The 13619-nt window shown below is 58.3% G+C and carries 14 protein-coding genes; 6 read left to right on the forward strand and 8 right to left on the reverse strand.

Annotated features, from left to right (window positions below):
• Positions 1-192 precede the first annotated feature (192 nt).
• Complete coding sequence (locus AACW30_RS07200) at positions 193-411, reverse strand: bacterioferritin-associated ferredoxin (RefSeq protein ID WP_078047118.1); 219 nt, start codon at positions 409-411, stop codon at positions 193-195.
• A 241-nt stretch (positions 412-652) separates the two neighbouring features.
• Here AACW30_RS07200 and AACW30_RS07205 point away from each other — a divergent pair, with 241 nt between their 5' ends.
• Positions 653-1255 carry a peroxiredoxin gene (locus AACW30_RS07205; protein ID WP_057724790.1) on the forward strand — a complete coding sequence of 201 codons (603 nt, stop codon included), beginning with the start codon at positions 653-655 and terminating at the stop codon, positions 1253-1255.
• Positions 1256-1575: 320 nt separating this feature from the next.
• Here AACW30_RS07205 and rnt read toward each other — a convergent pair whose 3' ends face one another.
• On the reverse strand, positions 1576-2247 hold the full coding sequence (gene rnt / locus AACW30_RS07210; RefSeq protein ID WP_017137041.1) for a ribonuclease T: 672 nt from the start codon (positions 2245-2247) through the stop codon (positions 1576-1578).
• Entirely contained in the window at positions 2244-3290 is a 1047-nt protein-coding gene (gene pyrC / locus AACW30_RS07215; RefSeq protein ID WP_106577267.1) for a dihydroorotase, read from the reverse strand. Before pyrC ends, rnt begins: the two co-directional genes overlap by 4 nt.
• A gap of 156 nt (positions 3291-3446) precedes the next feature.
• On the opposite strand from pyrC, the gene AACW30_RS07220 reads away from it, so the two are divergent.
• The 4 genes from AACW30_RS07220 (at position 3447) to AACW30_RS07235 (ending at position 6966) form a co-directional block, all read left to right on the forward strand.
• On the forward strand, positions 3447-4355 hold the full coding sequence (locus AACW30_RS07220) for an OmpA family protein (RefSeq protein WP_200624588.1): 909 nt from the start codon (positions 3447-3449) through the stop codon (positions 4353-4355).
• 129 nt (positions 4356-4484) lie between these two features.
• Positions 4485-5702 (forward strand): argininosuccinate synthase, encoded by a 1218-nt coding sequence (locus tag AACW30_RS07225; RefSeq protein WP_065886002.1) that lies wholly within the window; start codon positions 4485-4487, stop codon positions 5700-5702.
• Positions 5703-5987: 285 nt separating this feature from the next.
• A complete protein-coding gene (locus AACW30_RS07230; RefSeq protein WP_200624589.1) occupies positions 5988-6341 on the forward strand; it encodes a hypothetical protein in 354 nt (117 codons plus the stop codon).
• Positions 6334-6966 carry a response regulator transcription factor gene (locus AACW30_RS07235; protein ID WP_106577265.1) on the forward strand — a complete coding sequence of 211 codons (633 nt, stop codon included), beginning with the start codon at positions 6334-6336 and terminating at the stop codon, positions 6964-6966. Before AACW30_RS07230 ends, AACW30_RS07235 begins: the two co-directional genes overlap by 8 nt.
• Positions 6967-7034: 68 nt before the next feature.
• On the opposite strand, the gene AACW30_RS07240 is transcribed toward AACW30_RS07235, so the two are convergent.
• The 4 genes from AACW30_RS07240 to metG form a co-directional block, all read right to left on the reverse strand.
• The gene (locus tag AACW30_RS07240; RefSeq protein WP_106577264.1) at positions 7035-7217 is read right to left on the reverse strand and encodes a PA3496 family putative envelope integrity protein; all 183 of its coding nucleotides are present in this window, start codon (positions 7215-7217) and stop codon (positions 7035-7037) included.
• 106 nt (positions 7218-7323) lie between these two features.
• Positions 7324-7962 (reverse strand): endonuclease III, encoded by a 639-nt coding sequence (gene nth, locus AACW30_RS07245; RefSeq protein ID WP_106577263.1) that lies wholly within the window; start codon positions 7960-7962, stop codon positions 7324-7326.
• Positions 7963-8060: 98 nt separating this feature from the next.
• Complete coding sequence (gene rsxB / locus AACW30_RS07250) at positions 8061-9224, reverse strand: electron transport complex subunit RsxB (RefSeq protein ID WP_200624590.1); 1164 nt, start codon at positions 9222-9224, stop codon at positions 8061-8063.
• A 240-nt stretch (positions 9225-9464) separates the two neighbouring features.
• Entirely contained in the window at positions 9465-11516 is a 2052-nt protein-coding gene (gene metG, locus AACW30_RS07255) for a methionine--tRNA ligase (protein ID WP_179678125.1), read from the reverse strand.
• 172 nt (positions 11517-11688) lie between these two features.
• On the opposite strand from metG, the gene apbC reads away from it, so the two are divergent.
• Positions 11689-12783, forward strand: a complete 1095-nt coding sequence (apbC, locus tag AACW30_RS07260) for an iron-sulfur cluster carrier protein ApbC (RefSeq protein WP_145161584.1) — start codon at positions 11689-11691, stop codon at positions 12781-12783.
• A gap of 498 nt (positions 12784-13281) precedes the next feature.
• On the opposite strand, the gene fdxA is transcribed toward apbC, so the two are convergent.
• Positions 13282-13605 carry a ferredoxin FdxA gene (gene fdxA / locus AACW30_RS07265; RefSeq protein WP_003208688.1) on the reverse strand — a complete coding sequence of 108 codons (324 nt, stop codon included), beginning with the start codon at positions 13603-13605 and terminating at the stop codon, positions 13282-13284.
• Positions 13606-13619 lie beyond the last annotated feature (14 nt).

The raw sequence follows: 13619 nt of genomic DNA on the forward strand, positions 1-13619 counted from the left end.
TCCTGCCCTGTATTAGCTGTATATAAGGCGGAGTTTGAGCGGCGAAATCCCTAGTGTCAAACCTAAGTTATTGAATAATAAATGAAAATTAATCGGAATAAGAATGTTTGTGTTCCGCGTCTTGACGCTAACTAATTGAATTGCGGGCATAAAAAAACCGGACACTAAGTCCGGTTCTTCAAAACACGCTATTTAAGCGTGTGTAAATTCTGCTGAGTAGGGGAGTGCTGACTGAGCGGTTTGCAGCTGCGTCAGGGTTTCCCGTACCACTTGCTTGGCGAGGCAAGCACATTTACCGCACTGGCTGGCAACGCCGGTGGTTTCACGTACTTCCTTGTAGCTGCAGCAACCTTCGTAGATTGCTTCGCGGATTTGTCCGTCGGTGACGCCAGTGCAGAGGCAGACATACATAAGGGAGAACCATCGCGGGTTAAGGCTTAAGTGCGATGGATCTTAATGTTAACGAGAATGATTGTCAAAGTAGATTCGTAGGGTATTGCCCGGCACTGCCCGTGCGCTGACGAACGGTTTTTTCAGTGTATGATGGTCGGTCTTCACGAAGCGTGACCGCGTCACAGGGCTGTCGCTTATTCGCGTCAGACTGGGCCGGTCCTTTTACTTCAATCGTCACCCCTGCATCAGGAGATAACCAATGAGCGTACTCGTCGGCAAACAAGCCCCGGATTTCGACGTACCTGCCGTCCTCGGCAATGGCGAAATCGTAGACAGCTTCAAACTGTCTGAAGCCATCAAAGGCAAATACGGCCTGGTGTTCTTCTACCCGCTGGACTTCACCTTCGTCTGCCCGTCGGAGCTGATCGCTCTGGACCACCGCATGGACGATTTCAAGGCGCGCAACGTTGAAGTGGTAGCCGTTTCCATCGACTCCCATTTCACTCACAACGCCTGGCGCAACACCGCGATCAATGATGGCGGCATCGGCAAAGTCAAATACACCATGGCTGCTGACATGAAGCATGACATCGCCAAGGCCTACGACGTTGAGTCCGAAGGCGGCGTGGCTTTCCGTGGCGCGTTCCTGATCGACGACAAGGGCGTTGTGCGCTCGCAGATCATCAACGACCTGCCGCTGGGCCGTAACATGGAAGAGCTGATCCGTCTGGTCGACGCGCTGCAATTCCACGAAGAGCACGGCGAAGTTTGCCCTGCCAACTGGAAAAAAGGCGACAAAGGCATGACCGCTTCCACCGAAGGTGTTGCGGCTTACCTGACCGAGAACGCTGGCAAGCTGTAAGCCACGTTCGAAGCAAAAAAAACCGGCCTGAGAAGGCCGGTTTTTTTGTGCGCGGGAAATGACCTTGTGGCGACTGGTGTTCAGCGGCTGGCGGGTCGTGGTGGCAAATGGCTTGTTGTGGTGAGTGAGTAGGTTGTGGCGAGCGGGCTTGCCCCGCGTTGGGCTGCGAAGCAGCCCCAATTAGACCGCCACGATTTACCTGGCACACCGCGTTGTTTGGTTCTGGGGCCGCTTCGCAGCCCAACGCGGGGCAAGCCCGCTCACCACAACAAGCCCGTACCACAACAAGCCCGTTCGCCACAACAGCGCTCGGGCAGGCCTCAGTCGTTGAAGTCTTCCCAGCCGCCCATCTGCTTCCAGCGGTTGACGATGCCGCAGAACAACTCGGCCGTCTTCTCGGTGTCGTAGCGAGCCGAGTGGGCCTCACGCCCGTCAAAGTCGATACCGGCCGCCTGACAGGCTTTCGCCAGCACGGTCTGGCCATACGCCAGGCCCGCGAGGGTAGCAGTGTCGAAGCTGGAGAACGGGTGAAACGGGTTGCGCTTCATGTCCAACCGCGTCACGGCGGCATTCAGGAAGCCCAGGTCGAAGCTGCTGTTGTGGCCGACCAGGATCGCGCGTTTGCAACCATTGGCCTTCAACGCCTTGCGCACACCACGGAAGATATCGGTCAGCGCCGCTTCTTCACTCACCGCCATGCGCAGCGGGTGGTCGAGCTTGATGCCGGTGAATTCCAAAGCGGCTGCTTCAATGTTCGCGCCCTCGAACGGCTCGACACGAAAGAAGTGGGTGTGCTCGGGAAACACAAAACCCTGCTCGTCCATGCCGATGGTGGTCGCGGCAATTTCCAGCAAGGCGTCGGTGGCGCAGTTGAAGCCACCGGTTTCTACATCGATGACCACCGGCAGATAGCCGCGAAACCGCTCGGCCATCGGGTGACGGGAACCGCCGCCACTGTGCTCGTGTTCGTCATCGTAATGGTCTTCACTCACTTGCTTTCCTCCAGCAGGCGCCAGCGCAGTGTTTCACCGGCGCGCAGCGGGATAACAGTCAGCTCGCCAAACGGCAGGCTGGCAGGGGCGGTCCAGTCTTCACGAACCAGGGTAATGCGGTCGGTGTTCGCCGGCAGGCCGTAGAAACGCGGGCCGTTGAGGCTGGCGAAGCCTTCGAGCTTGTCCAGGGCATTGCGCTGTTCAAACGCTTCGGCGTACAGCTCGATCGCCGCATAAGCGGTGTAGCAGCCGGCACAGCCACACGCGGCTTCCTTGGCGTGTTGAGCGTGCGGCGCGGAGTCGGTGCCGAGGAAGAACTTCGGGCTGCCGCTGGTGGCGGCGTCCAGCAAGGCCACTTGGTGAGTGTTGCGCTTGAGGATCGGCAGGCAATAGAAGTGCGGCCGAATCCCGCCCACCAACATGTGGTTGCGGTTGTAGAGCAGGTGATGCGCGGTGATGGTCGCACCGACATTGGCCGAAGCCTCGGTCACAAACTGCACGGCGTCGGCCGTGGTGATGTGTTCGAACACTACCTTAAGCGTCGGGAACAGCTCGACCACGCGGCGCATATGCTCGTCGATGAAGACCTTCTCGCGATCGAACACATCGACATCGCCACGCGTGACTTCACCGTGAATCAGCAGCGGCATACCGACTTCAGCCATGGCTTCGATGGCCGGCAGGATCTTGTCGATACTGGTCACGCCGGAATCGGAGTTGGTGGTCGCACCCGCCGGGTACAGCTTGGCGGCGTGCACGAAGCCGGTGGCCTTGGCCTGGCGAATCTCGTCAGGCTGGGTGCGGTCAGTGAGGTAAAGCACCATCAGCGGTTCGAAGCGGCTGCCGGCCGGCCGTGCAGCGAGGATGCGCTGGCGATAGGCGTCGGCTTCAGCGGCATTACGCACCGGAGGAACGAGGTTAGGCATGATGATGGCGCGGCCAAATGTGCGCGCTACATCGGCCACGGTTTGGGGTAACGCAGCACCATCGCGAAGATGAATATGCCAGTCGTCGGGACGCAGCAGGGTCAGGCGGTCGGACATTGGGGATTCCAGGCGGGTCAATCTGGTGGGAATGCTACCGGAAAAGACTCTTGCAGGCACTCGCTATCAAGTTTTGCAGGACGCTACCGATATCCCTGGGTATGCCTTAACGACGTATGACGCTTTGAAGTGTTGTAGAAACCAGTGGAGCCTCCCGTGCGCCAGCATTATCTAGCCCTGCTCAGTGTGTTCGCCAGCCTGCCTGCGATGGCCCTCACGTTCCAGACACGTCTGGAGAATATTGAGTGGAAGGTGGAAGGCGACCAGTTCGAATGCCGCTTGACCCAACCGATCACCGATTTCGGCTCGGGTGAGTTCGTGCGCCGGGCCGGCGAGCAGGCGACGTTTCGTCTGAAAGCCTACAACGGCGCGCTGGGTGCGGGCTCGGCGGCCTTGTTGGCCGCCGCTGCGCCCTGGCAGCCGGGCCGCGGGGACATCAACCTTGGCGCCGTGCGTGCCGGCAGTGGCGAGGTGTTGTTCAACAGCTCCCAAGCTCAGGCCGGGCGGCTGTTCACCGGTTTGCTGGAAGGACGTAGCCCGACCGTGCGGCACTACGGGCGCGAAGGCGGCTACTCGGAAATTCGTCTGTTGCCGGTCAAGTTCAACAAGGCCTACAACGACTACCAATTGTGCACCACCAAGCTGTTGCCGATGAATTACGACCAGGTCAAACAGACCGAAGTCGGCTTTCCCGGTGGCGGCATTGAACTGGACGCGGCCGCGAAGAAGAAGCTGGACGTGATTGTGGCGTTCATGAAAGCCGATCCTACCGTCAACCATGTCGAGTTGAACGGCCATTCGGACAACAGCGGAAATCGCCTGACCAACCGTGATGTTTCGCGCCGCCGGGCGTTGGCGGTCACGGACTACTTAAAGGCCAATGGCATCCCGGAATCGCAGATTTCCATGCGGTTTTACGGCGAGAGCTACCCACTGGCGCCCAACACCAATGCCGCCAACCGGGCGCGCAATCGCCGCGTGAATATCCAGCTGGAACGCGTGGCAGCCCCCGAGAAACCGGCGCCGCAGGCCACTGCACCGAGCAACCCGGCACACACGTCTTAAGGTGCGACCCTCGGTCGCCCGCTCGACATAATCTGTCGCTTTATCTTCATTTGCTGTCGCGCCTCTGTAAATTCACGGTTTTGGTCGGTAGAATCGACGCCTTTCCGTACAACCCCGTGGAGTGATGGCATGGCCGACGTAAACAAGGTCGTTCTCGCGTATTCCGGCGGCCTGGACACTTCGGTGATCCTCAAGTGGCTGCAGGATACTTATAACTGTGAAGTGGTGACCTTCACCGCTGACCTGGGTCAGGGCGAAGAGGTCGAACCTGCACGTGCCAAGGCGCAAGCCATGGGCGTGAAAGAGATCTACATTGACGACCTGCGCGAAGAGTTCGTCCGCGATTTCGTCTACCCGATGTTTCGCGCCAACACCGTCTACGAAGGCGAGTACCTGCTGGGTACTTCCATCGCACGTCCGCTGATCGCCAAACGCCTGATCGAAATTGCCAACGAAACCGGCGCCGACGCCATTTCCCATGGCGCGACCGGCAAGGGCAACGATCAGGTGCGCTTCGAACTGGGCGCCTACGCGCTCAAACCAGGCGTGAAAGTGATTGCTCCGTGGCGTGAGTGGGACCTTTTGTCCCGTGAAAAGCTGATGGATTACGCTGAAAAGCACGCGATCCCGATCGAGCGTCACGGCAAGAAGAAGTCCCCGTACTCGATGGACGCCAACCTGCTGCACATCTCCTATGAAGGCGGCGTGCTGGAAGACACCTGGACCGAGCACGAAGAAGACATGTGGAAATGGACCGTCTCCCCGGAGAACGCTCCTGACAAGCCACAATACCTGGAACTGACCTACCGCAACGGCGACATCGTCGCGCTGGACGGCGTCGAAATGACCCCGGCTACCGTGCTGGCGACCCTGAACCGTATCGGTGGCGAACACGGTATCGGCCGTCTCGACATCGTCGAGAACCGTTACGTGGGCATGAAGTCCCGTGGTTGCTACGAAACCCCAGGCGGCACCATCATGCTGCGCGCTCACCGCGCCATCGAGTCCATCACCCTGGACCGTGAAGTGGCTCACCTCAAAGACGAGCTGATGCCCAAATACGCCAGCCTGATCTATACCGGCTACTGGTGGAGCCCTGAGCGTCTGATGCTGCAACAGATGATCGACGCCTCCCAGGCCCACGTGAACGGCGTTGTGCGCCTGAAGCTGTACAAGGGCAACGTGATCGTCACCGGCCGCAAGTCCGATGAATCGCTGTTCGACGCCAACATTGCTACCTTCGAAGAAGACGGCGGCGCCTACAACCAGGCGGATGCTGCAGGCTTCATCAAGTTGAACGCACTGCGCATGCGCATTGCTGCCAACAAGGGTCGCAAGCTGTTCTGAGTGATCTGCGTTGTTAGAAATGGCCCCTGTTAAGGGGCCATTTTTTTTGCCTGCCGATTAAGTCGCGGGGCTTGAACCGAACACAATGTTTAAAAACTCAGGGGGATGTTTAAGTTTTTGTCGGTCAGGAAAGTTGATGGGTTTATTTTTCAGTTCGAATTCATGTTTTGCGTTGTTGAATGAATTTTTAACACCTGACTAGGAACTATGTCTTACAGAAAATTCACTACACAAGTAAGAAAGGTATGTAAGACATGGAAAGTTCTGTAGGAAGCAGGGGTGTAAATGAATATGTTCAAAGGAACTAATACAGGCGGTTTTTTTGCGTCTGCTCATTCGCTTGTGAGTGATGAGCAATGGGTATTTCCTGAAAGTCCTGTGCGGCACGTTTACCCTGAACCCCTTGCGCGGCGGTTATTTCACTCAAAACATGTCAGCCCCCGGAAAGGTCTGAAAGGCGCCATAAAGCCCAAACTGTCCGAGTTAATGTTTTTTTGTAGGTTAATTCCTATATCGCTGTGGGGTGGGTCTCTGCTTGCTGTTGCTTGGGGGGTAATGCTATGCCAACTAGGAAACGACTACGCTATTGTGCTTGCTCTAAATAATTCGAACAGCGAAATTGGACTTTCTCATGAATAAAGTGCTGATCGTGGATGATCATCCCGTCATTCGTCTTGCTGTGCGCATGCTAATGGAGCGTCATGGTTATGAAGTCGTTGCCGAGACTGATAACGGTGTCGATGCGTTGCAACTTGCACGGGAACATGTACCGGACATTGTCATACTGGATATCGGGATTCCCAAACTCGATGGGCTGGAAGTTATTTGCCGCCTGGCGTCTGCCAAGCAGCCCGCGCCTTTCAAGGTGTTGGTGCTGACGTCCCAGGCGCCCGGGCATTTTTCGATGCGCTGCATGCAGGCGGGAGCGGCGGGCTACGTGTGCAAGCAGCAGGATTTGACCGAATTGCTGAGCGCGATAAAGGCCGTGCTCTCCGGCTACAGCTATTTCCCCAACCAGGCGCTCAATTCCGTGCGTTCAACCATGGGCAACGCCAGCGAGGCGGACATGGTCGAGCGTTTGTCGGGGCGCGAAATGATGGTGCTGCAGCAGTTGGCCCGTGGCAAAACCAACAAGGAAATCGCCGACGGCATGTTCCTGAGCAACAAGACCGTCAGTACCTACAAGACTCGCCTGTTGCTCAAGCTCAATGCCCGGTCCCTTGTGGACCTGATCGAGCTGGCTCAACGCAACGGTCTGGTCTAGAGCGGGGCGCAGAAATAGTCGGCAAAAAAAGCCTCCATCAGGGAGGCTTCCGGTCGTAAACGGGCTGATCAGAGGTCGAAATCGTAATCGGCCAGTTGTTTTTGCAGGCGTCGCTCTTCCAGAAGGTTATCGATAGTGCGGCGTTTGCTCAAATTGGTCTTGGCCACCTCTGCAACAGGTGCGTCCCCATCGTCATCCGACTCTGCGACGAGGTCGTCTTCTACATCCAGTTGTTCTTTGCCAGTGCTCATAAGGTTCACTCCAGGCTAAGACTGCCATTGGCGCTCCTTATAACGATAATCCATGAACGGGTAAAAAAGATTTTTTCAATCGACTGATCGAGAAACCAATGATCGCTCAATCGTCGGACGTCTTGTCCTTGTATTCGCACAGGTCTTCGATCCGGCAGCTGCCGCAGCGAGGCTTGCGGGCCTGGCAAACGTAACGTCCATGAAGGATCAACCAATGGTGGGAATCGAGGAGATAGGGCTTGGGCACGAACTTCATCAGCTGTTTTTCCACCTCAACGACGTTTTTGCCGCGAGCGATGCCGGTTCGGTTGCTGACACGAAAAATATGCGTGTCCACTGCCATGGTCAGTTGCCGAAACGCAGTGTTGAGCACCACATTGGCCGTCTTGCGCCCCACACCCGGCAGCGCTTCAAGGGCTTCGCGAGTTTGGGGCACTTCGCTGCCATGCAGTTCGACGAGCAGGCGGCAGGTCTCGATGACATTCTTGGCCTTGCTGTTGTACAAACCGATGGTCTTGATGTACTCCGACAACCCGTCCACACCCAGTGCGTAAATAGCCTCTGGCGTATTGGCCACCGGGTATAGCTTGGCGGTGGCCTTGTTGACGCCAACGTCCGTGGATTGGGCCGACAGAATCACCGCAATCAGCAACTCGAATGGCGACGAGTAGGCCAGTTCGGTTTTGGGCTCCGGATTGTCTTCGTGAAACCTGCGGAAAATTTCCAGGCGTTTTGCGGCGTTCATGGGGCGGGTATTTCCTTGCAGGCTGTCGTCGTAGTTTCAAAAGTGCAGGCGTTGCAGGATAAACCATCGCCACTCTGCCCGGCAGCGACTGTCGCGGATCAATCGCCGGTGTGCGCGTCCACTTGGCGCTGCGCTTGCTCGAGCGTGTGTTGTGCGGCTTTGAGCTCATCCGCGGTGGTTTGCGGCTGGCGTAGCAACCTGCTGACGTCTGCGCGCGCGTACGCCAAGGCGGTTTTCAGCTGGCGCAGCTGAGTGTCGATGGGTCGTTTTTCCACACGCTGCAACTCAGGTCTTGGCTGCTCACTGACAGCCTCGGCGTCATGCAGGGTTTGCTCTGCGGTGACCAGCGCGGCACTCAAGGTTGCCAATTGCTGTTCGTCAGCATTGCGGTCCTGGGCCTTCTTCAATTCGGCGCGGCGCATCGCCAGCTGGATTTTCGCGCGCTTGAGTTCGGGGTCTTTGGCGGTCGGCGGTGGAGGCGGACTGTTCGCCTCCAGTGCGCTGAGCGCCTGCTCTGCCGCTTCGAACTGCTGCTGCAGGACGATCAGCTGCGACTGTTGCTCAAACGTCGGCGGATGACCGAACGCCTTCAAGGATTTGTGCAACTGGGCACGACTCATTGCCACGGTGATTTTGGCTTTCTTGACCGCTGCATCCTGGGCTACCTGAGCACTGTCGGTGTGCACAGGCACACTGGGTGTCGGACGTTTGGCTCGCGCCAGGCGCTCGGCGAGTTTATGTGCATCTTCGCGTTGCAGCCGCGCGTTGCGTTGCTCATAGCGCCGCCGCGCCCGGTCGCGCTTGAGGGCACGCGCATGGCGCTGCTGATCATTGGCGGCCAGGCCGCCGACAATCGGCAGCACGCTCGTCGCTGGGCGCATCTCAATGCAATCGACAGGGCAGGGCGCCACACACAGGTCGCAACCGGTGCACTCATCAATGATCACGGTGTGCATCAACTTGGCGGCGCCGACAATCGCATCCACCGGGCAAGCCTGGATGCATTTGGTGCAGCCGATGCACTCGGCCTCGCGAATATAGGCGACCTGGGCGGGAGCCTCGCCTCGGCTGGTGTCCAGTTCCAGCACCGGCACGCGCAGCAACTGCGCAAGGCCCGCAATGGTTTCCTGCCCACCGGGCGGGCACTTGTTGATCGCCTCGCCCTGAGCAATGCCCTCGGCGTAAGGCTTGCAGCCCGGGTGCCCGCATTTGCCGCATTGGGTCTGCGGCAGCAGCGCGTCGATACGTTGGATCAGAGTCATGGGGTGATCATTGGCATGCCGGTTAGACAAACAGGGCCTGTAGGGGGGAGCCCGGGCGGCTTTTCTATGGCGAGCCGGGCTGTTGTGGCGAGCGGGCTTGCCCCGCGTTGGGCTGCGAAGCGGCCCCACCAAGGCCACCGGGTTTCCAAAGGTAGAACCGGGTGTTTGGTTCAGGGGCCGCTACGCGCCCCAACGCGGGGCAAGCCCGCTCGCCACAACAAGGCTGCTTGCCACATCGTTTTACTTGATCCGTTGACCCGGTTTGGCACCGCTGTCAGGGCTCAACAGGTAGATCTCTTCACCGCCAGGGCCCGCCGCCATCACCATGCCTTCGGAAATACCGAACTTCATTTTCCGTGGCTTGAGGTTGGCAATCATCATGGTCAGACGACCATCGAGCTTGGACGGGTCCGGGTAAGCGCTCTTGATTCCGGAGAATACGTTGCGTCGCTCATCACCGATGTCCAGCGTCAGGCGCAGCAGCTTGTCGGCACCTTCCACGGCTTCGGCCTTGATGATCAGCGCAACGCGCAGGTCAACGGCGGCAAAAGCGTCGAAGTCGATTTCCGGGGAGAGCGGGTCTTTGGCCAACTCGCCATTGCCGGCCGGTGCCGATTCGCCGGTGTCGGTCTGGCTGGCGACCAGGTCTTCTTTCGAAGCATCGGTCATCGCCTGCACCTTGACGGGGTCGATACGGGTCATCAGCGGCTTGAACTCGTTCAATTGATGGTTGCTGAGCAAGGTAGCGTGGTCATTCCAGGTCAGCGGCGCGACGTTGAGGAACGCCTCGGCGTCGGCGGCCAGCAATGGCAACACCGGCTTGAGGAAGATCACCAGCTGGCGGAACAGGTTGACGCCCGTGGCGCAGATCGCCTGGACTTCAGCTTGCTTGCCTTCCTGCTTGTTCAGCGACCACGGCGCCTTGTCGGCGATCCACGCGTTGGCACGGTCGGCCAGGCCCATGATTTCGCGCATGGCGCGGGCGAAGTCGCGCGCTTCATAGGCGTCGGCAATGCTTGGCGCGGCGGCCAGGAAGGCCTCGGTCAGTTCCGGTGCGGCGTTCTCGGCCACCAACAAACCGCCATTACCCTTGTGGATAAACCCGGCGCAACGGCTGGCGATGTTGACGACTTTGCCCACCAGGTCCGAGTTGACCTTCTGTACGAAGTCTTCCAGGTTCAGGTCGAGGTCGTCGACGCCACGGCCCAGCTTGGAGGCGTAGTAGTAGCGCAGGTATTCCGGCGACAGATGGTCCAGGTAGGTGCGCGCCTTGATAAAGGTGCCACGGGACTTGGACATTTTCTGGCCGTTGACCGTCAGGTAGCCGTGCACGGCGATGCCGGTTGGCTTGCGGTAGCCCGACCCTTCAAGCATCGCCGGCCAGAACAGGGCGTGGAAGTTGACGATGTCCTTGCCGATGAAGTGGTACAGCTCGGCGGTGGAATCCTTGGCCCAGAACGCATCGAAGTCCAGCTCCGGCGTGCGGTCGCACAGGTTCTTGAAGCTGGCCATGTAACCGATCGGCGCGTCCAGCCACACATAGAAATACTTGCCTGGCTCGTCCGGGATCTCGAAACCGAAGTACGGCGCATCGCGGGAGATATCCCACTGTTGCAGGCCGGCATCCAGCCATTCGGCGATCTTGTTGGCCACGGCGTCTTGCAGGGTGCCGCTGCGCGTCCAGGTTTGCAGCATCTGCTGGAAGTCCGGGAGCTTGAAGAAGAAGTGCTGGGAATCCTTGAGCACCGGAATGGCGCCAGAGATGGCCGAGCGCGGGTTCTTCAGGTCAGTCGGTGCATAAGTGGCACCGCACTTCTCGCAGTTGTCACCGTACTGGTCTTCAGTGCCGCATTTCGGGCAGGTGCCCTTGATGAAGCGGTCGGCCAGGAACATTTTCTTTTCCGGGTCGAAATATTGCGTGATCGAACGCGTGGCAATGTGCCCGGCGTCGCGCAAGCGCGTGTAGATCAGGCTCGACAGCTCGCGGTTTTCGTCGGAGTGGGTCGAGTGGAAATTGTCGAAATCAACCAGGAACTCGGCAAAGTCGGCGCTGTGTTCAGCCTGCACATTGGCGATCAGTTGTTCCGGGGTAATCCCTTCCTTTTCGGCGCGCAACATGATGGCCGATCCGTGGGCGTCGTCTGCGCAGACATAAATGCATTGATTGCCGCGATGCTTCTGGAAGCGCACCCACATATCGGTCTGGATGTACTCAAGCATATGGCCAAGATGGATAGAACCATTGGCATAGGGCAGGGCGCTGGTGACGAGGATCTTGCGTGGCTCGGACATGGGGCTCGGCTACTTGATGAAACGGAGGTCGGCCACTATAAAGCGCCGGGAAATATATTTCACCCCGTGGCGCTGTTTCTGAATCCTCCCGGGGCGCGAAAGCATGCCGCTTGGCGGCTGGAACGGTTAGGATAGCCGCCTGTTTCAGTCAGTCTTTTTTCGGGAGTAGCCCATGAGCGCCGTCAATCGCGCAGCGGTGGAAGCCGTTCTTCGCCAATACACCGACCCCTATTTGAACCAGGACCCGGTCAGCGCCGGCTGTGTACGCGCCATCGACGTCCAGGGCGACCAGGTCTCGGTCCAGATGGAGCTGGGTTATGCCGCCGGCCTGTTCAAGAGCGGTTGGGCGCAGATGCTGCAAATGGCCATCGAGGGTCTCGACGGTGTGCGTTCGGCCAAGGTCGACATCCAGTGCGTGATCGCCGCGCACAAGGCCCAGGCGCAGATCCCGGGTTTGGCCAACGTCAAGAACGTGGTCGCCGTGGCATCCGGCAAGGGCGGCGTGGGCAAATCCACCACGGCCGCCAACCTTGCACTGGCGCTGGCCCGGGAAGGGGCCCGCGTTGGCATTCTCGACGCCGACATTTATGGCCCAAGCCAAGGTGTGATGTTTGGTATCGCCGAAGGCACCCGTCCCAAGGTCAAGGATCAGAAGTGGTTCGTGCCGATTGAATCGATGGGCGTCGAGGTCATGTCCATGGCCTTCCTCACCGATGACAACACGCCGATGGTGTGGCGCGGGCCGATGGTGTCCGGCGCCTTGCTGCAATTGGTCACTCAGACCGCCTGGGGCGACCTGGATTACCTGGTGATCGACATGCCGCCAGGCACCGGCGACATTCAGCTGACCCTGGCGCAGAAAGTCCCGGTGGCCGGCTCGGTGATCGTGACCACGCCGCAGGATCTGGCGCTGCTTGATGCGAGAAAAGGCGTCGAGATGTTCCGCAAGGTCAACATCCCGGTGCTGGGCGTCGTGGAAAACATGGCGGTGCACATTTGCTCCAATTGCGGGCATGCCGAGCACCTGTTCGGCGAAGGCGGCGGTGAGAAGCTGGCCACGCAATACGGCGTTGAAGTGCTGGCTTCATTGCCGCTGGCGATGGAGATTCGTGAACAGGCGGATGGCGGCAAGCCGACCGTGGCGGCTGAACCCGACGGGCAGATCGCTATGATCTATCAGGAGTTGGCCCGTCATGTAGGCGCGCGCATCGTCCTGCAGGAAGCGGCCGCGCCGGCAATGCCGACGATTACGGTCAGCGACGACTGATCAGCCTGAAGGAAAAGAAGCCTCGACAGTGTCGGGGCTTTTTCTTGTCCTCAGGAAGGTCAACCGGGCGCTGTTGCGCTTTTACGCATTTGCGCGTGTAAGCATTCACTTACTTTTTCGTAAGTGTTTGGGTTTTTTACCAGACGTGGACATCTCGAAATGGCGAGAGACTTTTCTATCTTATTGAAATATAACAATTATTTATTGTTGTTTTAGCAATGAAGCTCTTCAGCCCAGCCGTTGGATCTCGTTGAACTTCCCTTGGAACTCTCTAAGATCAGCCCTGTGTCCACGGATTGACACAGCCATCAAGGAACGATGGTTGAAGGAACGTCGCAGGATGCGATTCATCAGGATGATGAAAAAGGAATACAGGGACTAGGGAAAAAATGTGGGCGGGTCATACCGCCCCTTTTTTTTGCCTGCAGAAAAGTGAAACCTGCCCTGCAGAAACGCAAAAAGGCCCGCAAGGGGCCTTTTTTATTGGGCGGCGGCGCTTTAGCGCTCGAGGTCTGCAATCTTGCCTTTTTTGCCATCCCACTCCGCTGCATCCGGCATCGGATCCTTGCGTTCGGTGATATTGGGCCAGATTTCCGCCAATTCGACGTTCAACTGAATGAATTCCTGCATCTCTGCCGGGACTTCGTCCTCGGAGAAAATAGCGACGGCCGGGCATTCTGGTTCACACAGGGCGCAGTCGATGCACTCATCCGGATGGATAACCAGGAAGTTCGGGCCTTCGTAGAAGCAGTCCACCGGACACACTTCGACGCAGTCGGTGTACTTGCACTTGATGCAGTTGTCGGTAACGACGAAGGTCATTTCTAATTCTCTCC

Source organism: Pseudomonas sp. MF6747 (assembly GCF_963890955.1).
Lineage (GTDB): Bacteria > Pseudomonadota > Gammaproteobacteria > Pseudomonadales > Pseudomonadaceae > Aquipseudomonas.

Coding starts and splice junctions, on each gene's coding strand:
- AACW30_RS07200 (WP_078047118.1), bottom strand. CDS start 411: ATGTATGTCTGCCTCTGCACTGGCGTCACCGACGGACAAATCCGCGAA.
- AACW30_RS07205 (WP_057724790.1), top strand. CDS start 653: ATGAGCGTACTCGTCGGCAAACAAGCCCCGGATTTCGACGTACCTGCC.
- pyrC (WP_106577267.1), bottom strand. CDS start 3,290: ATGTCCGACCGCCTGACCCTGCTGCGTCCCGACGACTGGCATATTCAT.
- AACW30_RS07225 (WP_065886002.1), top strand. CDS start 4,485: ATGGCCGACGTAAACAAGGTCGTTCTCGCGTATTCCGGCGGCCTGGAC.
- AACW30_RS07230 (WP_200624589.1), top strand. CDS start 5,988: ATGAATATGTTCAAAGGAACTAATACAGGCGGTTTTTTTGCGTCTGCT.
- AACW30_RS07235 (WP_106577265.1), top strand. CDS start 6,334: ATGAATAAAGTGCTGATCGTGGATGATCATCCCGTCATTCGTCTTGCT.
- AACW30_RS07240 (WP_106577264.1), bottom strand. CDS start 7,217: ATGAGCACTGGCAAAGAACAACTGGATGTAGAAGACGACCTCGTCGCA.
- nth (WP_106577263.1), bottom strand. CDS start 7,962: ATGAACGCCGCAAAACGCCTGGAAATTTTCCGCAGGTTTCACGAAGAC.
- rsxB (WP_200624590.1), bottom strand. CDS start 9,224: ATGACTCTGATCCAACGTATCGACGCGCTGCTGCCGCAGACCCAATGC.
- metG (WP_179678125.1), bottom strand. CDS start 11,516: ATGTCCGAGCCACGCAAGATCCTCGTCACCAGCGCCCTGCCCTATGCC.
- apbC (WP_145161584.1), top strand. CDS start 11,689: ATGAGCGCCGTCAATCGCGCAGCGGTGGAAGCCGTTCTTCGCCAATAC.
- fdxA (WP_003208688.1), bottom strand. CDS start 13,605: ATGACCTTCGTCGTTACCGACAACTGCATCAAGTGCAAGTACACCGAC.